The sequence below is a fragment of the Glutamicibacter sp. AGC84 genome, assembly GCF_053543575.1.
Map to the genome: position 1 here is coordinate 160,785 of NZ_JBLVOC010000027.1, position 22,463 is coordinate 183,247.

Below are 22,463 nucleotides of genomic sequence, written 5' to 3' on the forward strand. Positions count from 1 at the left end.
CCTCCGCTGTTCTCGGAAAAGAACAGCGGAGGCTGGTGCAAGGTACCTATCGCCTAGGACGCGAAATCCTCCAGCAGGCCAATTACCGGGTTCCATTCGGTGACGGTGGCCGCGCCGATTCCGCCAACCTTCTGGAAAGGATCATTGGAAAGCACTTCGTCCAGCGCAGCTTGCGATTCTGCCGCGAAGATCAACAGCGCGCCGTCGTTGACCGGAGTCGGCCCCGAAGCAAGAAGGCGTACCGCACCTTCGCCGAGGAAGTCGCAAAGGTACTGGCGGTGTGCTGGACGGTGTTCATTGCGCAGCTCGGTGGAGTTCTCGGCGTACGCGTATTCAACAGCAAAAACAGTCATGCCTACAGCATATTTCTCCCTGCTTAGAACAGCTGTATCGGCTTGAAGATATCCGCATATATTAAGAGCCCGCCCATGACCAGCATCGCTACCACCACGACATAAGTCAGCGGCAAAAGCTTGACCGTGTCCACAGGCCGTACTTTCTTGATCCTGAAGATCCTGGCAACTGTGCGCTTCAGCCCCTCATACAGCGCGCCCACCACGTGGCCGCCATCCAGCGGCAGCAGCGGGATCAGGTTGAAGGCGAACAGGGCCAAGTTCAAACCGCCCACCAATGACAGCAAGGTTGCGAATTTGTCAGCTACCGAGATGGAATCCTCCGCGCTGATCTCTCCGGCAATGCGCCCAACGCCCACGATGGACACCGGCCCATTCGGGTCGCGTTCCTCGCTGCCAAAAGCAGCTTGGGCGACATCCACCATGCGCTGGGGCAGGTGCAGGATGACATCGCCAATTCTCAGCAACTGATCCCCGATCACGCCGGGAACCGCGCTCAGCGGCTGGGTCAGGTCCCGCTGCAAGGAGCCCATCCCGACGAAACCGACCTTGGTCATGATGTATTCGCCCTGCTCATCGAGCAGCACGTAGCCATTTTCGTCGGTCGCCGGGCGTTCGGTCAGGTACGGAGTCAGCTCGGTGGTGCGAATCTGCCCGTCGCGGGCATAGTCCAGGGTGATGGGTTCTCCTGGATGATCGCGGATGACATCGGTGAGCTTATTCCATTCAGCTTCCGCAACAGCGGTGCCGTTTACGGCGGTGATCGTGTCCCCTGGCAGGAGGCCTGCCTCGTAAGCCGGCGCTGGGACATCCTTGTCGGTGCATTCGGCCTGCTCTGCGTTCTGTGCGCTGGCAATGCACTGGTACACCTCGGAGACTGTGGTGGTTGGCGTAGCCTGGCCGAAGCTGGTCAGCACGATGCCGATCACCACGAACCCGATGACCAGGTTCATGATTGGGCCACCGAGCATGATGATGACGCGCTTGTAGATCGGCAGCTGGTAGAACAGCCGGCCTTCATCGCTGGGCAGCACGTTCTCGTTGGCCTGCGAGCGTGCGTCATCCACCATCTGTCCGAAGACCTTCTGGAAGAGATTCGGCTTCTTCCCGGAAGCATCCGAGACGACCTGGTCGCGTGGCGGGTACATGCCCACCATCGAGATGTAGCCGCCCAGGGGCAGGGCCTTGATGCCGTATTGCGTTTCGCCACGCTTGAAGGAAACCAGCGTTTTGCCGAAACCGATCATGTACTGCGGAACGCGCAGCTTGAACAGTTTCGCGGGTACCAGGTGCCCGATTTCATGCAGCGCAATGGACAGCCCGACGGCTACCACCATGAATAGGACGCCGCCGATGAACAGCAATGCACTCATGCTTTGGCCTCGATGATCTTCGTTGCATGGGCGCGGGCCCAGCGGTCTGTTTCCAGCACTGTTTCGACCGATAGCGCTGCGCTCATCGGGGTGTACTCGTCCAAGGCCCGTTCCACGGTCTCAACGATGTCGGTGAAGCGGATCTTTCCATCATGGAAGGCATCCACTGCAATTTCGTTGGCGGCGTTATAGACAGCCATATGCGTTCCCGACGACGCTGCGGCCTGCTTGGCAAGCTTTACAGCGCTGAAGACCTCCTCATCCAGTGGTTCGAAGGTCCAGCTTGCTGCGGTGGAGAAATCGCAAGCCTTCGCGGCACCGGCAACCCGATGCGGCCAATTAATGCCCAAAGCGATCGGCAGGCGCATATCCGGCGGCGATGCCTGGGCGATCACCGAACCGTCGATGAACTCCACCATCGAGTGAATGATTGACTGGCGATGCACCACAGGCTCGATCTTTTCCAGTGGCACGTCGAACAGCAGGTGGGCTTCGATGACTTCCAAAGCCTTGTTGACCATGGTGGCCGAGTTGGTGGTGACCATGCGTCCCATGTCCCAGGTTGGATGAGCCAGCGCCTGGGCGGGGGTGACATCACGCAGCTGCTCATGGCTGTAGCCGAAGAATGGACCGCCAGAGGCAGTCACCAGCAGCTTGGCCACTTCCTCGGGCGCGCCAGAGCGCAGGGCCTGGGCGAGGGCGGAGTGCTCGGAATCAACGGGCGAGATCTGGCCTGGTGCCGCGATCCGCTTGACTACCTGGCCTCCGATGATCAGGGATTCCTTATTGGCCAGTGCCAGCAGGTGGCCGGCTTCCAAGGCAGCAATGGTCGGGGCTAGGCCAATGGCACCGGTGATGCCATTGAGCACCACGTCGGCCTCGGCGAAAGCGGCAACCTCGGTTGCCGCATGCGCGCCGGCCACCAGCTCGGGAGTGTATCCGGTTACCGATGCATCTTCTGCGGCTCGCTTAATGGCCGCTGCAAGCTCCTCCTTGGATTCCACGGCGCTGCCAACGAGCGCAGGGCGGTGCTTAATTGCCTGGCGAGCCAGTAATCCAAGGTTGTACCCACCGGACAGCGCTGCCACGGAGAATTGCCCGGATGCGTTTTCGATGACGTCCAGTCCCTGCGTGCCGATGGAACCGGTGGAACCGATCAGGCTGACGCGACGGGGATGTCCGGCTGGAATGAAAGTTTTCTGGGAGCTCACCCTACCCATTATGGTTCGTTTTACTGTGAGCGCCCAAAGAGCGCCACACCCCAAAATCAGGATGCAGCGCCCCCTCTGGCAAGAATCAGAGACCTAAGCTGCGGGCAATGAGCATCTGCTGGACCTGCGTGGTTCCTTCGCCGATTTCCAGGATCTTCGAATCGCGGTAGTGCCGTGCAACCAATGACTCATTCATGAATCCGTAGCCGCCAAAGATCTGGGTAGCATCACGGGCGTTATCCATCGCCGCTTCGCTGGCAATCAGCTTGGCATGCGCGGCTTCGATCTTGAAGTCCTTGCCGGCGAGCACCTTCGCCGCCGCCGCGTAGTAGGCCAGACGGGCCGTGTGGGCGCGCGAAGCCATGCGAGCGACCATGAAGGAGATGCCTTGGTACTGGCCGATGGCCTGGCCGAAGGAAGTCCGTGTCTTGGCATACTTCACCGCCTCGTCGAGGCAACCCTGGGCGGCTCCGGTGGCCAACGCCGCGATGGCGATACGTCCCTCATCGAGAATTTCCAAGAAGTAGGCGTATCCGCGTCCGCGCTCGCCAAGCAGGTTCTCCTCCGGAACTCGCACGCTGCTGAAGCTCAGCGGATGGGTGTCACTGGCACGCCAACCCACCTTGTCGTAGGCCTTCTCCGCGGTGAATCCTTCGGTTCCCGTCGGCACGATGATTGCCGAGATTTCCTTCTTGCCGGTTGCTTCGTCGACACCGGTGACAGCGGTGGCCGTGACGAGAGAAGTGATGTCGGTACCGGAGTTGGTTATGAATTCTTTGGCGCCATCGATAACCCATTCGCCATTTTCCAGTTTCGCTTTGGTCAAGGAAGCTGAGGCGTCGGAGCCTGCACCGGGTTCGGTCAGGCCAAAACCGGCCAAGCGTTCGCCGGCGGCCAGGGCTGGCAGCCACTTCTGCTTCTGGCCCTCGCTGCCAAAGCGGTAGATCGGCATCGCGCCCAGGGAGACGCCGGCTTCGAGAGTGATGGCTACCGACTGGTCTACCTTGCCCAGTTCTTCGAGCGCCAGCGCGAGGTGGAAGTAGTCGCCGCCGGAACCGCCGTATTCTTCGGAGACTGGCAGCCCGAAGAGACCCATCTGCCCCATTTGCTTGACGATGTCATAGGGGAACGCATGGTTGGCATCGTTCTGCGCGCTCTGCGGGGCTACGACTTCCTGGGCGAATTCGCGGACCATGTCGACCAGGTCTTGATACTGGTCGTCGAGTTCGAGATCAATCATCAGGCTCTCTCTTCGTTGAGGGACGAACCGGCATCGGCTGCGGGATGTGCATAAACCGGTGGCGGTCATGTTCTGCGCCAGGTGCGTGAGTTTCTTGGAAGCACACGCCGCGACGCGTATGGTTAATATTTATTAACTGGTTGCTGCCTACGGGTGGGTAAACAGCTACATTTTTGACATTAGTGGCAGCGGTCACACTTGTCCAGACCGAGGCTTGGCAAACGTAAGGAGTTGATTGTGTTGGCGAGCAAATACCAGTCGCTCAATGAACCAACAGAGCGTGAGCGCGCCAAAGCTGAACGACGAGAAGCACTCTTGCGCGAAGCCACTCGACTGTTCGCCTTGAATGGCTACGCGGGTGTTTCGCTGGAGGATCTGGGCGCTGCCTGCGGCATATCCGGTCCGGCCGTGTACCGGCATTTCGCCGGCAAGCAGGCAGTGCTTATCGCTCTGCTAGTAGATATGTCCAAAGATATCTATGCCGGGGGCTGCACGGCCACGGAAGCCGGCGGCACTCCCCTGGAGGTGCTTTCGCGTCTGGTTGATTTCCACACTGACTTCTCGCTGTCCCGCCCGGACATTTTGCAGGTCCAGGACCGTGATTTGAAATCGCTCCCGAAGGCCGAACTGGCATTAGTCCGCAAACTCCAGAACTCCTATATCGGGCTTTGGACTACGGAACTGGCCAAATTGCATCCCACCGGAAGCAAGCAGTCGCACAGATTCCGCGCGCACGCCGTCTTCGGCTTGCTGAACTCGACTGCTCATTCCGCCCACTCGCCGAGGACTAAAAAGTCCGGCCTGAAGCCGTTATTGTCCAACATGGCACTCGCCGCACTCACTTCCCCGGTAGTGTAGGTTTCAAGCCATTGTTCACTGGTGTGCCAATACCGGCACGCTGACCCACACGATTGAAAGGCCTTTATCGTGCAGCTACGAGAAGTCCGCCCTTCCGACTTGGATGCATTCTTCGCTCATCAGCAAGAACCCGAGGCGAACCTCATGGCCGCTTATCAAGCGCGTAACCCAGCCGACCGCGCGGTATTCGACCACCACTGGAACTCGATTCTGAACGATCCGAATGTTCTGGTTCGCACCATCGAGCATGAGGGCGAAGTCGTTGGATCCATTCTGGTCTTCGACGGCGAAGTACCAGAGATCAATTTCTGGACTTCGACCAAGTACTGGGGCAAGGGACTGACCACCAGCGCGGTAGACACCTTCCTCGCCGAATACACCAAGCGCCCATTGACCGCGCATGTGGTCCAGGACAATCTAGGTTCCATCAAGGTCCTGGAACGCCGAGGGTTCAAGACCGTTGGCACCGAGCAGATCTTCTCCAACGCCCGCGCAGAGGTCGTTACCGAAAACGTCATGCAGCTGGACTAGACTCCAAAAGATAGGCAAAAGCTGGCTCTCGGCAGAGAGCCAGCTTTTGCCTATTAACGGGCCTCTACCGCCGAGGTTCCCTTGGTCCTTTCCTGGATCAGCATCGTCCCGCGCCCGGCGCAAAGCCCCAGGCAGGCGTCTGCGGGTTCCGTCCGAGCTGGTTTTCTGCTGCACGATCCGTGCAAGAACGCCAGTGCGGGTCATCCTGTGATTCCTGCAGCGATGAGTGTTGAGCCCGAGGCATTCCCTCTCGTTCAGCTGGTCCAAGTTCCGCCGCCCAGCACCTGCTCGTAGGCCCGCAAGTACTTGTATCGCTTTCCCGGACCGAGGCCGGATCCGGGGAATCGGCTTTCGCCATGTCCAGCTCTCCCGGGCAGACGGAAGGGGCCCGCTTCCAGTGAAAGATCTGGAAACGAGCCCCCTTATTCGTCGTTCAGCTCAGCATCTACTTCGTGCTGTTCAGCAAGCGCCAAGCCTCACGGCGTACTGCCTGCTCATGCGGATCCGGCACCGGAGCCGCGGCCAACAGGCGTTTGGTGTAGTCGTGCGTTGGGGCATGCAGCACGGTATCCACCATGCCCTGCTCAACCGCCCTGCCTGACTGCATCACTACGACCGCATCAGCCAGCATGTCAACGACAGCCAGATCATGGCTGACAAAGAGGCACGCGAAGTTGAAGTCCCGTTGCAGGTCCTGCAGCATTTCCAATACGACTGCCTGAACCGAAACATCCAAAGCACTAGTTGGCTCATCGGCAATCAGCAGCTCGGGGTTCAAGGTCAACGCGCGAGCAATGCAAACACGTTGACGCTGGCCGCCTGAGAGCTCGTGGGGGTATCGGTTGATCACGTTGCGCGGCAGCTTCACCGCATCGAGCAGTTCTTCAGCACGCTTGATGCGCCCTGCTTTGCTGCCAACCTTGTGAACCACCATTGGTTCGGTGATGCAATCGCCAATAGGGAAACGCGGGTTCAAGGATGCTGCCGGGTCCTGGAAGATGACGCCGATTTTCTTGCGAACGGCACGGGCTTCCTTCGGGGAAAGTTTCGGCAGATCATGGCCCTGGACCGACAAGGTGCCGCTAGCCACAGGCAACAAGCCGAGCACCGCCTTGGCGATGGTGGATTTGCCAGAGCCGGACTCGCCCACAATGCCTAGGACTTCGCCCTTGGCAATATCGAAGCTCACCTCTTCCACGGCGCGGAAGATCTTTCCCCGCATGTCGTATTCCAGCACGAGGTCCTTGGCTTCCAGCACCAGCTCGCGTCCTGGAGGCGCAGTTTCGGAGCTGTGCGGGGGCGTCGCAGTAGTAACAGCCGGAGCAGACAAGCGCGGTACCGCGGCCAGCAGGCGCTGGGTGTATGGATGTTCCGGGCGCAGCAGAACTTGCTCCACGGTGCCGGTCTCGACGAGGTTGCCCTGGAACATCACGGCCACTTCATCGGCCATATCCGCGACAACACCCATGTTGTGGGTGATCAGCAAGATGCCGGTATTCAGTCGATCCTTCAGCTCGCGCAGCAGATCGAGAATTTCTGCCTGCACCGTTACATCCAGTGCGGTGGTTGGCTCATCGGCGATGATCACCTTGGGATCGCAGGATATCGCCATGGCAATGACGATACGCTGGCGCTGGCCGCCGGAAAACTGGTGCGGGTACTGCTTGACGCGCTTGGCGGGATCCGGGATGCCCACCATGTCCAGCAGCTCGATGGCCCGGTCGGTTGCTTCCTTGCCATAGGCGATGTCGTGCAGTTCCAGCGCTTCAGTCAACTGCCGCTCAATGGTCAGCACCGGGTTCAGCGCAGTCATGGGCTCCTGGAAGACCATCGCGATGTCGGTGGCACGCATCTTGCGCAGCTTGCCTTCGTCCAGGCCAACCACGTTGACGTTGCCGACCTTGGCGGCACCTGAGACATTGGCGTTTTCCGGCAGCAGGCCCATCGCCGCAGTTGAGGTGACGGACTTGCCGGAACCGGACTCGCCAACCAGCGCCACGACCTGCCCGGGGCGGACGGTCAAGGACAAGCCCTTGACTGCGTGGACGTCTGCACCACCGGTGGCGAAGACGACGTTGAGGTCGGTGAAGCTCAGCGCGTAGCCGTCTGAGCCTTGTTCGTTCATTGGTGCTGCGTGGCTCATGGCTTCTCCTTGCGGGTTGGAAGGGCGAACAGGCCGGCGCGGCGGCGGCGCTTCTTTCCGATTTGGCGCGGGTCGAACGCATCGCGCAAGCCGTCACCCAAGAAGTTCACCGACAGGGCGATGGTAACGATGATCATGCCTGGCCACCAGAACAAATACGGGCGGGTGGTGAAGGCGTTCTGGTACTGGCTGATCAGCAGGCCCAGCGAGGATTCTGGAGCCTTCACGCCGAAGCCCAGGTAGGACAGCGAGGACTCCAGCAGGATCGCGCCAGCGATCGCGAAGGTTGCGTTCACGATGATCACACCCATGGTGTTGGGGATCAGGTGCTTGAAGATCACGCGGCTGGTCTTCGAACCCATGGCCTGGGCGGCAGCAACGTATTCGCGTTCGCGCAGCGAAAGGATTTCACCGCGCACCAGTCGGGCCAAGCCGGTCCAGGTCACCAGGCCGAGCACGAGGGCCAGGATGATGATGGAACCGGTGGATGCACCAGCCATCTTGCCCAGAACAGCGGCCAGGACCAGCAATGGGATCACGATGAACAGGTCAGTGATGCGCATCAGGATTTCGTCGACCCATCCGCGGAAGTAGCCGGCAACAGCACCGATGACGGTTCCCAGGACAGTGGCGACCAAGCCAACCACAACGCCGATAATGATGGACTTCTGCGTGCCGTTCATGACCAGGGCGAAGTAGTCCTTGCCGACCGAGTCCTGCCCGAAGGGGTGCTCGCCGATGCGGATGCCTTCGCCGCCGAGCCAGGCGGGGACCAGGCTCAAGGTCGGTTTGCCGCCATCCACAACGGCACCAGCGTGGTAGAAGTTCTGTCCCCACCAGCCGGGGATCGGTCCCCAGCCAATGGAGCTGAAAGCGAAAACGGTGATGACGACCAGGATCACCGCGGAAATCATCGCCGGCTTGTGGCTGACGAAGCGCTCGAGAACAATGCGTCCCTGGCTCTTCGGCTTTTCGTGGATTTGGGCCAGCTTGGCGTCTTCCACCTCGGCCACGGAATTCAGGTTCTGCGGCTCGTTCTCGTTCAAGTTCTTGTTCGGGGTGCTCATCGCTGGTCCTTAGGGTTGCAGGCATGAAGGATGTTCATTGGTCCATGCCTCCTAGACTCGGATTCGTGGGTCAAGCAGGGCGTAAACGATATCCGCCAGCAAGTTGAAAATGATTGCGGCGGTACCGGTAACCAGGAAGAACGCCATCACAGGTGCCGGGTCGACATGATCCAGGCCGGTTGCGAACATTTCGCCCATGCCCTTCCAGCCGAAGACGCGCTCGGTGATCACGGCACCGCCGATCAGGCCGGCGAAGTCGAAGGCTGCAATGGTGGCGATGGGGATCATCGCGTTGCGGAACGCGTGCCGGAAAATCACGGTGCGTTCGCTCAATCCCTTGGAACGGGCGGTGCGAATGTAGTCCTGGCGCTGCACTTCGAGCATGGAAGAACGCGTGTAGCGCGAATAGCTAGCCAAAGAAATCACTGCAAGCAGGATGGTCGGCATCAGCAACTGGGTGCCGTTATCCAGGAAGTGATCCCAGAAACCGCCTTCGAGGTTAGCAGTGGACGACCCGATGGTCGCGATGGGGCGTCCCTTGACGTCCAGGAAACCAGGCCAAGCGCGGAACATGTGATCGACAACGGTCAGTCCTGCGCCTACAACACCGGTGGCTACGGAGACGGACATCGCTGCTTTGCGCAAGCGGCCGCCCATGAAGCGCCCGACTACTGCCGGAATCGCTACCGCGAGGACCAATCCGAACAAGAGGATCCATGCGTTTGGTTCCAGCAGCATGTAGAAGGTCGCGTAGTACATGGCCAAGACCAGCACGACGGTAATCAGCGCCGGGTACAGCACGCGCTTTTCCTTCAGGCCAACGCTCATGGCAGTGGCGCTCAAGGCCACGAGTGCCGTCAGCACGATGATGATTGCGGGGCCCATTTGCGGGTAGCGGTAGAAATTCAGCCAAATGCTGTACTGCAGCATCAGCGGGACGAAAACAGCGGCAGCTATGAAGGTGATGCCACGGCGCTTCAAGGAGCCCCCGAGGAACATCTGCAGGACGAGTCCGACGACGATGCCTATGGCTATGGATGACCCCAGGGATATCTGCGGATCCGCCAGCCAGTCGTTGTAGCTGATCGCCAGGTACTCCTTGAGCAGCACAGCTGCCCAGAAGACGGGAAGCGAGAAGAAGAGGAAGGTCATGAAGGTAACGATGTAATCCAGGCCGGAGTACTGGCGGATTGCAGTCAAAACGCCAATGGCGATACCCAGAACCGCGGCGATCACCGTAGCGAGCACTACCAGCCGCAAGGTGGACGATGCGGCGTTGGCCAGCAAGCCGGAGACCTCTACGCCGTTGATATTCTGTCCCAGGTCGCATTGGCCAATCAGGCATTTGCTGGCGCCGGTCAGCCAGTCCCAGTAGCGTCCGTACCAGGGTGCATCCAGGTTCATGTATTCCACACGCTGGGCCATCAAGTACTCGCGGTTATCCGCGTTGCTTTCGCGGAGGTCCTTGAGCGGGTCACCTGAATTGATTACCAGTACGTAGAGCAAGAGCGATGCGGCGAACAGCACGGCAAGTGCTGAGCCTAGTCTCTTGGCGATAAATTTCCACACGGTTCTAATGTCCTACTTTCATCTCACGGAAGTGAGCCGGCCCTTGAGGTTGGGGACCTTTGAACACACTGCGGGGCCCGATTTTTGATCGGGCCCCACATGTGCTCACTCACATTGTGCAAGTACGTTGCCTAGGGGCAATTACTCAGCACGTACCCACTGCTCGGCGTTCCAGACGATCTGGTCCTGCGTTGCGGTGTGACGGACATTTTGGATATCCGAACCCGAGGCGCTCAAGCCTGGGTGGGCGAATACCGGGATGCCGAACAGGTCATCCCACAACAGCTTCTCGATCTTCTTGGTCTGCTCGGCATGGACAGCCGGGTCCAGCGAGCTTGCCAGGGTCGCCCATGCTGCATCGACTTCAGCGTTCGAGTACTGGCCGAAGTTCTGCGGCTTGCCGGTGGCGTAGATGTTCTGGCCGGAACTGATCTGGCCGGAACCTGCCCAAGCGAACAGTGCTACTTCGTAGTCGCCACGGTCTTGCGCACCGTTTGGCGAGAAGAAGTCAGCCGAACCGGTGTCCTCGATCTTGAAGCCCGCTTCATCGCAGGAGGACTTGATGGCCGAGACCTGGTTGGCGCGGCGTTCATTAGGTGCCGAGTAGCCGATGCGTACTTCGGTACCCACAGCGTCCTGCTCTTCGAGGATCTTCTTGGCGCCTTCGATATCAACCTGGTCGTAGCGGCCGTCGTAGGATGCTTCCACTACTTCCTGGTAGTTATCCTGGAACGGGAAGACTTCGCGGGAGTTCATCACGATGGCGTCAGGGTTCAGCGGCTTGATCAGGTTGTCAACAATCTGCTGACGTGGAACACACATGGCAAAGGCCTTGCGCAGTTCCAGATTGGTCATTTCGTTGCCCTTGGCGAAGTTGAAGTCAAGGTGCTCCCAGGTCAGGGTGTCGCCCTTCTGGATTGCTACAGCGTCGCCAAGATTCTCCAGCTGCGCGAGCGTATCAACGGTGGGCTGCGGGTTAATGACGTCAACGTCTTTATTCTGCAATGCCTGGACCATGCTTGCGTCTTCAAGGAAGCGGAAGGTCAGTTCCTTGGTTGCAGGCGCGGGGCCATAGTAGTTCTCGTTGGCAACCAGGGTTACGGACTCTCCAGCTTTCCAGCTACCCAGCTTGTAGGGGCCGGATACAGGCGAGATCTTCTCATCGGGCAGCTTGCCCGGGTCAGTCATCCAGCCTTCGTTCCAGAAATCGGCAGCCTTCTTCAGCTTGTCGGATTCCCCAGCGAGAATGGCTTTGACGAGCTCTTCGGTGCTCATGCCCGACTCTTCGGCCACCACATGTGCTGGGTGGAGCATCCAGGACTGGAGGGCCCAGTCCGGATCAGGCTCGGCGAATTCAACAGTGAATTCCTTGCCATCCCAGTCGCCCTGCGGACCAGCTGGAACAGTGTCGCCGAGATCAACTGAGACCGAGTTGAACAGCGGCTTGTCCTTGGAACCTTCGTTGAGGTTCAGGTTCTGCACTGCCCATGCCAGCACGGAGTCGGCTACGGTGATCGGCGTGCCATCGGACCATTTGGCTTCTTCATTGATGGTGTACTTGATGGTGAGCGGATCGTCGCTCACCTTCTCATAGCTGCCCAAGGCCTCGTTGGGGTACAGCGTGCCGTCAGTACCGAAGTAGCTGAACCCAGCGAACATCCGGTCCACGATGGCCGAGTTGTAGGTGGAATAGGTGTTCGGAGTAAAGCCGTTGTAGCTCAGGAATTCCGGGGCACCTACGGTGACGTTGATATTGTCTTCGGCAGTCTTGATATCACCCAGATCGGCTTTGCCGCTGTTTGCTGCTTCTGCCGAACCGTTGCCGCCACCTGCGCCAGCATCCTTTGATGCATCGGCGCCTGTGTCTCCGCCGCCTGGTGCACAAGCCGAAAGGGCCAGGGCCAGTGCTGCGCCTACAGCTACTGCTTTCGAAACGCGCTGAAACCGCATTTCGCCTCCTTGAGTTCTTGAACGATACGAGTGCTGGATCGGGGGATCCAATGTGGACCAGATCACATGATCAGTCCATTGAGCAATAGACTAACCCGAATTTTCTGGCTTGGATATAGAAAGAAGCGCTTCAGATATTGCTGCAGTCCTCCCCCTGAGAGTCATTCGCAACGCGCTTGTTACCCGCGGGTTTACGAGATCCAGCTCACATCCCCGAGATTTCAAGGATTTCTTTCAGATTGGGAAAAATCAATCGGGCAACTGTTTCGTGCATGTTGACTCGCGGAGTGATTTATAACATTTTTGCAACGTTTGTTTCAGATTGATTAAATCTGAAATATTCGTTGAATATGACGTTGCTTGAGCTCAGGTTAAGCGCAGAATGGGACGGTGAAACCTTACGGTTTCACCGTCCCATTCAGCGGATTTCCGAGCTGCTAGATCAGCGAAGCTCCAGGGATCGCAGCCAGCAGGTTGCGGGTATATGCACTCTTTGGCGCATCGAAAATCTCGTCCGTCGTTCCCTGTTCGACGATCTTTCCGTGTTCCATCACGCATACGTTGTCCGCGATCTGGCGGACTACAGCCAGGTCGTGGGTAATGAACAGGTAGGTAAGGCCCATTTCGCGTTGCAGCTCATCAAGCAGCTCAAGCACCTGGGCCTGCACCAGCACGTCCAACGCCGAAACAGCCTCATCGCAAACGATCATTTCCGGCTGCAAGGCCAGAGCACGCGCGATCGCGATGCGCTGGCGCTGTCCGCCGGACAGCTCGTTCGGGAAGCGGTGCATGGTGGATGCCGGCATGGAAACCTGATCCAGCAGTTCCTTGACCTTCTTCTCCCGTGATGCCGCGTTACCAATACCGTGAATGCGCAGTGGTTCTTCGATGGTTCGGAATATCGAGTACATCGGATCCAAGGATCCGTACGGATCCTGGAAAATCGGCTGGACACGTCGGCGGTACTTGAACAAGTGCTTCTCGCTCAGGTTGCCAATCTGTTCGCCATCAAAGATGATCTCGCCCTCGGTCTTGTCCAACAGGTTGAGCACCATCTGGGCGATGGTGGACTTGCCGGAACCGGACTCGCCTACCACGGCGGTGGTGGTGCCCTTGGGGATCTCGAAGGACACGTTGTCCACCGCGGTGAACTTCTCCTTCTTGCCGAACCCCTTGCGGATATCGAAGACCTTCGTCAGGTTGCTGACCTTCAGCAGCGGCTCGGCCTTGCCCGGAATTACCTCATCAACAATCGCCTCGTGCTTGTCTCCACGCTGTGCTGACAACGATGGAGCCGAGTTGATCAGGCGCTGGGTGTACGGGTGCTTGGGGTTGCGCAGAATCTCCAGCGCTGGGCCATATTCGACGACACGCCCCTTGTACATCACGACGACCTTCTCGGCACGCTCTGCTGCCAAGCCCAGGTCGTGGGTAATCAGCAGCACGGCGGTGCCCAGTTCACTAGTCATGGTGTCCAGATGGTCCAGGATCTGCTGCTGCACGGTGACGTCCAGTGCGCTGGTTGGCTCATCGGCAATCAGCAGGCGCGGGCGGCAGGCCAGGCCAATGGCGATCAGCGCACGCTGACGCATGCCACCGGAGAATTCGTGCGGGTACTGCCTCGCACGCGTCTCCGGATCGGGCAAACCTGCATCGGCCAAGACCTGGGCTACACGCTTGTTCGGGTTATCCCCCGCCAAGCCGTTGGCTTTCAGGGTTTCCTTGACCTGGAACCCGATCTTCCAGACCGGGTTCAAGTTGGACATCGGATCCTGCGGAACCATGCCAATATGGTTGCCGCGCAGCTCTACGAATCGCTTTTCGCTCGCTTGGGCGATGTCCTCGCCGTCAAAAAGAATCTGGCCGGATGAGACCTTGCCGTTGCCGGCCAACAGGCCGATAGCAGCCAGTGCCGAAGTTGACTTGCCGGAACCGGACTCGCCCACGATGGCCACGGTTTCCCCGGGCATCACGGTGAAGTTGGCGTCGCGCACTGCGTGCACTGGACCGTCAGGAGTGGAGAAAGTGATCGCCAGGTCCTTGACTTCCAGCAGAGGCTTGGGAGTTGCACTCTGAGTCATTGCTTAGGCTCCCTTCCGGGCCTTCGGATCCAGTGCGTCGCGCACTGCATCGCCGAGCATGATGAAGCTCAATACCGTTACCGAAAGGAACAGTGCTGGCCACATCAGCATGGTCGGGTTATTGCGCAGCTGGGTACGTGCGGAGGAAATATCGTTGCCCCAGCTCATGACGTCTGGCGGAAGCCCGACGCCCAGGAAGGACAGCGTGGCCTCGGCAACGATGTATACGCCGAGGTTCACCGTGGCAACAACAATGATCGGTGCCAACGAGTTCGGGATGACGTGCTTGACCAAAGCGCTGAACTTGGACAGGCCCAACGCGCGAGAGGCCTTCACGAAGTCCGCGTTGCGGGCCTCGATCACTGCGCCGCGGGTAATGCGTGCCAGCTGCGGCCAGCCGAAGATCGCAAGGGTGATGATAACCGTCCAAACGCTTCGGTTTTCACGGAAGGCAGGAAGCTGCATCACGATGATGGCTCCGAGGATCAGCGGCAGCGCGAAGAAGATATCGCCCAGACGAGCCAGGATGGTGTCGATCCAGCCGCCGTAGTAGCCTGCCAGCGCGCCAATGGCACCGCCGAGCAGCACCACGATGAGGGTAGTGAATACGCCTACGAGCAGCGAAGCACGCGTGCCGTAGATCGTACGGGCGTAGATGTCGCAACCCTGCAGGTTGAAGCCCATGATATGTCCCTGGCGTGCTGGCTCATTGGAATTTTCCAGCAAGCATGCCTGGTTGCCAGTCGGATCAATGGACGTGAACAGCTGCGGGAACGCAGCTACAACCATGACGGCGATGATCAGAAGCGTGGAGATGATGAACAGCGGCTGCTTGCGCAGTGAACGCCATGCTTCAGCCCACATGGACAATGGCTTGCCGGTTTCCTTGACAGAATCCACCGCCTGCAGCGGAGTCTCCTCCAATGGGGCCACGTAGTGCTCAATTTTGTACTTAGAAACTTTGCCGGCACGGGTGTTTCGGATGGGAAGGCCGTCTTCGGGATTAAAGTTCTGGTTCTCAGGCATAACGGATCCTTGGGTCAAGCAGTGCGTACAGCATATCCACGATCAGGTTGGCGATCACGAAGACGATCACCAAGACGCCTACAACGGCAACCACCGTCGGGGTTTCGCCCTTCTGGATTGCCTGGTAGAGCAAGTGGCCGACACCGGGGACATTGAAGATACCCTCGGTAACAATGGCGCCGCCCATGAGTGCGCCCAAGTCGGCGCCAAGGTAGGTCACGACTGGAATCAGCGAGTTGCGCAAGATGTGCACGGTGACAACGCGGTTGCGGCTCAGGCCCTTGGCAGTTGCGGTGCGCACATAGTCAGCGGTTTTGTTCTCAATGATGGAGGTACGCGTCAGTCGCAAAACGTAAGCCAGAGAAACGAGTCCCAGGACCAAGGCCGGCAGGATCAGTTCGCCCCAGGTTGCCGAACCGGAAACGGTTGGCTTTGCCCATTCGAGCTTGACTCCGACCACGTACTGGAGCAAGAAGCCCAGTACGAAGGTTGGAACTGCGATGACCAGCAGCGATGCGATCAGGACGGTCGAGTCGAACAATTTGCCCTTGCGCATGCCGGCGATGACGCCGAAGATGATGCCGAAGACAGATTCGATCAGCAACGCCAGTATCGCCAGGCGTGCAGTGACAGGGAATGCTCGTGCGAGCATCTCCTTGACTTCTTGGCCCGAGAATGAAGTTCCCAGGTCCAAAGTCACCAGGTTCTTCAAGTACAGGCCGTATTGGACCCAAAAAGGCTTATCCAAGTTGTATTGCGCAGTTAGGGCCGCTTTGGTGGCATCACTCATTGGCTTGCCGCCGGAGAGTGCCGCGATTGGGTCACCGGGAGTCGCGAAAACCAAGAAGTACACCAGCAAAGTAGCACCGATAAACACCGGGATCAGCTGCGCGATTCTCTTCAGGGTAAAACTTAACATGCTTGCATCTCACCTCGAGACACATGAGGGCACAAGGCCATTTTTATCCTCTTTCCGTCGATAAAGTAATCGACGTTTATTTTTGCGAGGCAGGACGGACACGCCAAAGGGAGACCCTGAGCTGCTCGGATCTCCCTTGACGAGTTTTCAGCTTCTATTCGCTCTGATTAGGCCGAATGCTGAAGGAAACTTATTTGCCAGTGATTTGCTGGTACATAGGAACACCGTTCCACCCGAACTCGACGTTATCAACGTTTTCGCTCCAACCACCCTGGACTGCTTGGTACCACAGCGGGATGGCCGGCAAATCCTTGAACAGGATCTCCTGTGCTTCGTTGAAGATCTTTGCACCCTCGGCCGGATCCGTGGCAGACAGGCCTTCGGCCAGCTTGTCATCGAATTCCTTGCTGGAGTACTTGCCGTCATTCGAACCGGCCCCGGTGCCAAATAGTGGACCAAGGAAGTTGTACAGCGACGGGTAGTCGGCCTGCCAACCGGTACGGAATGCACCGGTCATCTTGTAGCTGGTGACCTTCTCGCGCAATTCCTTGAATGAAGAGAATGGCTGAGCCACTGCGTTGATGCCCAGGTTGCTCTTCAGCTGGTTGACGACAGCTTCGACGTATTCCTTGTTGCCCGCGCCATCAACGTTGTAGCCGACAGAGAATTCATCGCCGGACTCCCACTTGCTGATTTCATCAGCCTGTTCCCACAGCTTCTTGGCTTCAGCCCCGTCGAAGTCGAGGACTTCGCTGCCTGGAACGTCGGCGCTGTAGCCTTCGAGCACTGGTGCGGTGAAGTCATCGGCCTTGACCTTGCCACCCTGGTACACCTTGTCGATGATCAGCTGGCGGTCAATGGCACGGGAGATCGCGGCACGGCGCAGGTTGCCCTCTTCGTCCTGCTTGAAGTGGTCCAGGTAGCCCGGGATGGTGATGGTTGCGTTGCCGGCATATGGCGAGTTGACTGAACGATCGCCCAGGTCAGACTCGTAGGAAGCCAGCTGGCTTGGCGGGATCTGGTCGAGGACGTCCAAGTTGTTGGACTGCAGATCGCTGTACGCCGAGTCGGTGGACTGGTAGACCTTGAAGTCGATGCCGGCGTTAGCCGCCTTGCGTGGACCGTCGTAGCTCTCGTTGACGTCCAGCTTCAGGTTCACATCGTGGTTCCACTCGGTCAACGTGTATGGGCCGTTGCCGATTGGCTTTTCGCCAAAGGCCTTTGGATCTTCGAAGGCCGCTTCAGGCAACGGCATGAACGCCGTGTAGCCCAAGCGCAGCGGGAAGTCGGACTCAGGCTGGGACAGCTCGACGGTGAAGGTGGTGTCATCCACTACCTTCAGGCCTTCCATCTCTTCCTTCTTGGAGCCTTCCTTGTTGACCTCATCGAAGCCCTTGATGGATTCGAAGAAGTACGAGTTCAGCTGTGCGTTCTTTGCCGCGGCGCCGAAGTTCCAGGCATCCACGAACGAAGCAGCAGTTACTGGGGAACCATCCGAGAAGGTATGTCCGGCCTTCAGCTTGATGGTGTAGTTCTGGGAGTCTTCGGTTTCGATGGACTCAGCGAGTTCATTGACCGGAGCGCCCTTTGCGTCATAGCTGACCAAACCGGTGAAGATCAGGTCCATTACGCGGCCGCCGCCAACTTCGTTGGTGTTAGCCGGCAGAAGGCCATTCTGCGGTTCGGTGGTGTTTGCGGTGACGACGTACGAGCCGTCACCTTCGCCACCGGCGGTTTCATTTGAACCGCCGCCACAAGCGGACAGGGTCAGCGCCAAGGCTGCAGATAAAACGACAGCCTTAGATGCGTGCGAGTATCGCATCCTATTTCTCCTCAACAGATCGTTGCTGCTTCTGCATTTCGCAGAGCCGTGCAGGCAAGCGTGAGCTATAGCACGTAGTGAATGAGATTACATCAAACATTGCGAAACAACCAATGAATAGTCATGAAAGCAATGCTTGAAATCGGGTTACTCACCCGGCTGAAATAACTTCAGCCGGGTCAGTTTTTATTTAAGCTCAAATAAAAATATTCATCATTCCGGGGTCTTCCAATACCGAGCCGACACCTGCGAGGAACTCGCTTGCTTCCTTGCCGTCAACCACTCTGTGATCGAAGGACAAAGCCAAAGTCATGGTATGGCGAAGGGCAACTTGGTCTTGGTATTCCCAAGGCCTTCGTTTCACTTGGCCTAATGCCAGGATTCCAGCCTGCCCCGGAGGTAGAATCGGGGTCCCGGCATCCACGCCGAAAACCCCCACATTGGTAATGGAGAATGTGCCACCGGTCAATTGGGCTGGTGACAACGTTCCTTCGCGGCCCTGGAGAATAATCTCGCTGAGTTCAGTTGCCAATACGGGCAACGTCTTGGCTTGGGCATTTTTCAGCACCGGAACCAGCAAGCCGCGGTCACTTGCCACAGCCATGCCCAGATTCACTGACCCGAACTCAATGATTTCGTCAGCCTTTTCATCCCACGTCGAGTTCAGCGCAGGATAAGTCTTCAGCAATCTCGTCACCACGAGCGCCGCCAACGTTGTGATGTTGAGTTTCCGGTCCTTCAGCAAGCGATGCGAACGCATTCTTTCCACCAACGCCATGGATTCGGTGACGTCAATAGTGAGGAACTCGGTGGCATGCGGTGCAGTAAACGCCGACTGCACCATCGCTTTGGCTGTGGCTCTGCGGACGGCGGTGATCTTCACATGGCGGTCCACATCCGGCGAGGACGCTGGCTCATTTCCCCTTGCCGATGAGGTGCTGGTACCTACGGAATCGATGGCCTGCTGAACATCCCTACGCAGCACCAGCCCACCCTCGCCGCTGCCGGCGAGCGCCGAAATATCGACTCCATGATCCCGTGCCAGCTTGCGTACGGGCGGTGTGCATCGAGTCGTCTCATGTTGTTCGCGCTCAGGACTGGCCGGCGCGGCATCCGGTGCGGATGCAACTGGTTCCGCCAATTGCGCCGCTCCCCCGTTGCGGGAGCCACGAGCTTTTCGCGTTGGACGGTTGCCGGTGTCTGCCGGGGCACCGTAGCCAACGAGGGTTGGGGTGCGCTCGACGGCCGCACTTTCCCCATGATTTCCGGGACCTGCTGCTGGCGGCTGCCCGCCGGAAGCGCCTGGCTCCTGATCAAAAGTGACCAGCGGACCGCCAACCTGCACTGTTTCACCTTCGGTGGCATGCAGAGCCTGAACGAAGCCGGCATACGGCGAGGGCAGTTCAACCACTGCCTTGGCGGTTTCAACTTCGGCAATGATCTGGTTGAGCGCAACATGCTCGCCAACCTTGATTTTCCAATTCAGCACCTCGGACTCGGTGAGCCCTTCGCCGAGGTCCGGGAGTTTGAATGTGTGGGCGGTCATCACTTGGCAGCTCCTTCGGTTGCCTCGTGGTGGCGCATCACGGTATCGACCGCGTGCATCACTCGATCCAAATCGGGCAGGTGGTGGCTTTCGAGCCGCGATGGCGGATACGGAATATCGAATCCGGTGACGCGCAATGGGGCGTGCTCCAGATAGTCGAAGCAGCGCTCGGTGATTTCGGCACAGATTTCTGCACCGATACCGCTGGTGCGGCTGGCTTCATGGACTACAACCAGCTTGCCGGTGCGCTTGACGGATTCGGCCACGGTGTCGATATCCAGGGGATCCAAGGTGCGCAGGTCGATGACCTCCAGGCTGGTGCCTTCATCTTCTGCGGCCTTGGCCGCATCCACCAGGGTGTAGGTGGTCGGGCCATAGCCGACCACGGTGACATCTTCACCGGGTCGGATGATCTTGGCCTTGGGCGATCCATCCGGCGTTGGCGCGAGAAGTTCAGCAGTGGTCTTCTCGTGGTAGCGGCGCTTCGGCTCGAAGAAGATGACCGGATCATCGCAATCGATGGCCTGGCGCAACATGCTATAGGCATCTTCGACACTTGAAGGCGCGAAGACGCGCAGACCGGCGGTGTGGGCGAAATATGCTTCCGGTGATTCGGAGTGGTGCTCCGGTGAACCGATTCCTCCGCCGTAGGGAATTCGAACGGTTACCGGCATCTTCACCCGTCCGCGGGAACGGTAATGCAATTTAGCCAGCTGGGAAACTAGCTGGTCAAAGGCCGGGTAGGTGAAGCCGTCAAACTGGATCTCCACTACTGGGCGATAGCCTCGGTAGGCCAGGCCGATGGCGCTGCCGACAATGCCGGATTCTGCCAGCGGGGTATCGACGACGCGGTGCTCGCCGAATTTGGATTTCAGGCCATCGGTGACCCGGAAGACACCGCCGAGGGTTCCGATGTCTTCACCGAGCAGGATGACTTTCTCGTCCTCGTCCAGGGCATCGTGCAGCGACTTGTTCAGCGCCTTGAGCATGGTGGTTGCCACAGTTACTCTCCACCTTCAAAATCTGCCAAGTAGTCCAGATAGTTCTTGGCTGCGCGTTCGGTTGGTTCGTGCTTCTCGGCATATACATTGGTGAACAGCTCTTGCACCTTGGGGTCCTCCATGGTGGTGATCGCGGCGCGAAGCTTCGCGGCCAGATCATCGGCTGCGTTCTGGGCACGCTGCTCGTAGGACTGCACATCGGCACCCAGCTCATGCAGGTACTTCACCAGGCGGTCGATAGGGTCCTTGGCTTTCCACTCTTCGAGCTGCTCGCTCTTGCGGTAGCGGGTTGGATCATCGGCGGTGGTGTGCGACCCCATGCGATAGGTGACCGCTTCAATGAAGGTTGGGCCCAGGCCGTTGCGCGCGTGATTCAGGGCGGCCTTGGTGGCTGCGTAGACTGCAAGGATGTCATTGCCATCCACCCGCCAGGTCTTCAGCCCGAAGCCGTGGGCACGGTCGGCAATCTGGGTGCGGCTTTGCAGGTGGACTGGTTCGGAAATGGCCCACTGGTTGTTCTGGCAGAAGAACAGCACTGGCGCCTGGTAGCTGGCGGCGAAGACCATGGCTTCGCTCACGTCGCCCTGGCTGGTGGCGCCATCGCCAAAGTAGGCCACAGAAACTTGCTTGCCCCCGTCGAATTTGATTCCCATTCCGTATCCGGCTGCGTGCAAAGCCTGGGAGCCAATGACAATCTGCTGGCAAGCAATATTGACTTCATTCGGATCCCAGCCGCTGGCCTGGGCCCCGCGCCACACGCTGAGCAGATCTTCTGCTTTCACTCCCCTGGCCCATGCGACGCCATGCTCGCGGTAGGAAGGGAAAATGAAGTCATCCGCTTCGGTGGCGCGGACCGAGCCGATTTGTGCGGCTTCCTGGCCGAGCAACGGGGCCCAGAGTCCTAGCTGGCCCTGGCGCTGCAATGCGGTGGCTTCATTGTCCATGCGGCGCAGGACCACCATGTCGCGAAGGAAATCTGCAAGGTCCGCTTCTTTGAGGTCCTTCAGATAATGGTCAAGTTCTTCGTCCGGGATTCGATTCCCGTCGACGTTCAGCAGCTGATGCGTGGGTAGGCATCCGGCGGCTACGTCAATGTGCTGTGTGGACACGATCGGCATCCTTACTCTCACGTAGTCGGTTGCGGGTTTTCATTCACAAACACCGCTTAATGTGATGCTACTCACGCAAGGCAGGATGCACAATGGTGTTTTTGGAATTAGAGCAAAACGCACTGTTTATGAGAACCGGTCAGTGCTAACGTGCACATTATGCAACTTCTGGACACTACCGACCGGCGCATCCTGCTGGCCCTCTCGACCGCAGCCAAGCGCACCGGCTCGGCTATCGCCACGGCTTTGAACCTCGGGCGAAATACCGTGCAGACGCGGATGACCCGCCTGGAGAATGAAGTTCTTGATTCCATTGACCGCCGGATCCCGCCCGAAGTGCTGGGCTACGGGCTGCTTTCCTTTGTCGAGCTGCATGTTGAGCAACGCCATCTCGGGGACATCGCCGCCAAGCTCGAAGCCATCCCCGAGGTGCTTGAAGCACACGGGCTCACCGGCTCTGCCGACATCTTGGTGCGGGTAGCGGCCAAAGACGCCGAGGAGCTGTTTCGGGTCCATGGACAGCTGCTGCATATAGACGGAGTGAATCGTGCGGACTCGGCACTATCCATGGCCGAGCTCGTCCCCTACCGCACCACCGCTTTGCTTCAGCACTCGCTAGCCAATCACGCGTAGCGCACAGGGCAGCAAAAAGTTCCGGGGGCCC

18 protein-coding genes are annotated in these 22,463 nt (G+C 58.7%); 3 read left to right on the forward strand and 15 right to left on the reverse strand.

From position 1 onward, the window contains the following. Nucleotides 1–53: 53 nt before the first annotated feature. The 4 genes from ACNPN0_RS17200 to ACNPN0_RS17215 form a co-directional block, all read right to left on the reverse strand. Complete coding sequence (locus ACNPN0_RS17200; RefSeq protein ID WP_448937448.1) at nt 54–353, reverse strand: YciI family protein; 300 nt, start codon at nt 351–353, stop codon at nt 54–56. A gap of 23 nt (nt 354–376) precedes the next feature. Next, complete coding sequence (locus ACNPN0_RS17205; RefSeq protein WP_105661822.1) at nt 377–1,726, reverse strand: M50 family metallopeptidase; 1,350 nt, start codon at nt 1,724–1,726, stop codon at nt 377–379. After that, on the reverse strand, nt 1,723–2,946 hold the full coding sequence (dxr, locus tag ACNPN0_RS17210; RefSeq protein ID WP_448937449.1) for a 1-deoxy-D-xylulose-5-phosphate reductoisomerase: 1,224 nt from the start codon (nt 2,944–2,946) through the stop codon (nt 1,723–1,725). Before dxr ends, ACNPN0_RS17205 begins: the two co-directional genes overlap by 4 nt. A gap of 76 nt (nt 2,947–3,022) precedes the next feature. Next, nucleotides 3,023–4,177 carry an acyl-CoA dehydrogenase family protein gene (locus ACNPN0_RS17215; RefSeq protein WP_448938958.1) on the reverse strand — a complete coding sequence of 385 codons (1,155 nt, stop codon included), beginning with the start codon at nt 4,175–4,177 and terminating at the stop codon, nt 3,023–3,025. A gap of 237 nt (nt 4,178–4,414) precedes the next feature. On the opposite strand from ACNPN0_RS17215, the gene ACNPN0_RS17220 reads away from it, so the two are divergent. Together ACNPN0_RS17220 and ACNPN0_RS17225 are read left to right on the forward strand one after the other, a co-directional pair. Beyond that, a complete protein-coding gene (locus tag ACNPN0_RS17220) occupies nt 4,415–5,035 on the forward strand; it encodes a TetR/AcrR family transcriptional regulator (protein ID WP_105657261.1) in 621 nt (206 codons plus the stop codon). Between the two features lie 69 nt (nt 5,036–5,104). Then, nucleotides 5,105–5,566, forward strand: coding sequence for a GNAT family N-acetyltransferase (locus ACNPN0_RS17225; RefSeq protein ID WP_105657260.1), 462 nt, complete (start codon nt 5,105–5,107; stop codon nt 5,564–5,566). A gap of 445 nt (nt 5,567–6,011) precedes the next feature. On the opposite strand, the gene ACNPN0_RS17230 is transcribed toward ACNPN0_RS17225, so the two are convergent. The 11 genes from ACNPN0_RS17230 to pdhA all read right to left on the reverse strand — a co-directional run bounded on the left by ACNPN0_RS17230 (nt 6,012) and on the right by pdhA (nt 21,808). Further along, entirely contained in the window at nt 6,012–7,709 is a 1,698-nt protein-coding gene (locus ACNPN0_RS17230; protein ID WP_448937450.1) for an ABC transporter ATP-binding protein, read from the reverse strand. Next, nucleotides 7,706–8,776, reverse strand: coding sequence for an ABC transporter permease (locus tag ACNPN0_RS17235; RefSeq protein WP_105657258.1), 1,071 nt, complete (start codon nt 8,774–8,776; stop codon nt 7,706–7,708). The genes ACNPN0_RS17230 and ACNPN0_RS17235 overlap by 4 nt, the downstream gene beginning before the upstream one ends. Nucleotides 8,777–8,827: 51 nt before the next feature. Next, nucleotides 8,828–10,345 (reverse strand): ABC transporter permease, encoded by a 1,518-nt coding sequence (locus ACNPN0_RS17240; RefSeq protein ID WP_448937451.1) that lies wholly within the window; start codon nt 10,343–10,345, stop codon nt 8,828–8,830. 141 nt (nt 10,346–10,486) lie between these two features. Further along, nucleotides 10,487–12,295 carry an ABC transporter family substrate-binding protein gene (locus tag ACNPN0_RS17245; RefSeq protein ID WP_402735552.1) on the reverse strand — a complete coding sequence of 603 codons (1,809 nt, stop codon included), beginning with the start codon at nt 12,293–12,295 and terminating at the stop codon, nt 10,487–10,489. A gap of 437 nt (nt 12,296–12,732) precedes the next feature. Further along, entirely contained in the window at nt 12,733–14,376 is a 1,644-nt protein-coding gene (locus ACNPN0_RS17250) for an ABC transporter ATP-binding protein (protein WP_105657255.1), read from the reverse strand. 3 nt (nt 14,377–14,379) lie between these two features. Beyond that, nucleotides 14,380–15,402, reverse strand: a complete 1,023-nt coding sequence (locus ACNPN0_RS17255) for an ABC transporter permease (protein WP_286134595.1) — start codon at nt 15,400–15,402, stop codon at nt 14,380–14,382. Next, nucleotides 15,395–16,321 (reverse strand): ABC transporter permease, encoded by a 927-nt coding sequence (locus tag ACNPN0_RS17260; protein ID WP_332727079.1) that lies wholly within the window; start codon nt 16,319–16,321, stop codon nt 15,395–15,397. The genes ACNPN0_RS17255 and ACNPN0_RS17260 overlap by 8 nt, the downstream gene beginning before the upstream one ends. A gap of 190 nt (nt 16,322–16,511) precedes the next feature. Continuing rightward, entirely contained in the window at nt 16,512–18,143 is a 1,632-nt protein-coding gene (locus ACNPN0_RS17265; protein WP_105661815.1) for a peptide ABC transporter substrate-binding protein, read from the reverse strand. A 196-nt stretch (nt 18,144–18,339) separates the two neighbouring features. Next, on the reverse strand, nt 18,340–19,689 hold the full coding sequence (locus ACNPN0_RS17270) for a dihydrolipoamide acetyltransferase family protein (protein WP_105657252.1): 1,350 nt from the start codon (nt 19,687–19,689) through the stop codon (nt 18,340–18,342). Beyond that, on the reverse strand, nt 19,689–20,678 hold the full coding sequence (locus ACNPN0_RS17275; protein ID WP_332486703.1) for an alpha-ketoacid dehydrogenase subunit beta: 990 nt from the start codon (nt 20,676–20,678) through the stop codon (nt 19,689–19,691). Before ACNPN0_RS17275 ends, ACNPN0_RS17270 begins: the two co-directional genes overlap by 1 nt. A gap of 14 nt (nt 20,679–20,692) precedes the next feature. Beyond that, a complete protein-coding gene (pdhA, locus tag ACNPN0_RS17280) occupies nt 20,693–21,808 on the reverse strand; it encodes a pyruvate dehydrogenase (acetyl-transferring) E1 component subunit alpha (RefSeq protein WP_448937452.1) in 1,116 nt (371 codons plus the stop codon). A gap of 150 nt (nt 21,809–21,958) precedes the next feature. Here pdhA and ACNPN0_RS17285 point away from each other — a divergent pair, with 150 nt between their 5' ends. After that, on the forward strand, nt 21,959–22,432 hold the full coding sequence (locus ACNPN0_RS17285) for an Lrp/AsnC family transcriptional regulator (RefSeq protein ID WP_448937453.1): 474 nt from the start codon (nt 21,959–21,961) through the stop codon (nt 22,430–22,432). Nucleotides 22,433–22,463: the final 31 nt, after the last annotated feature.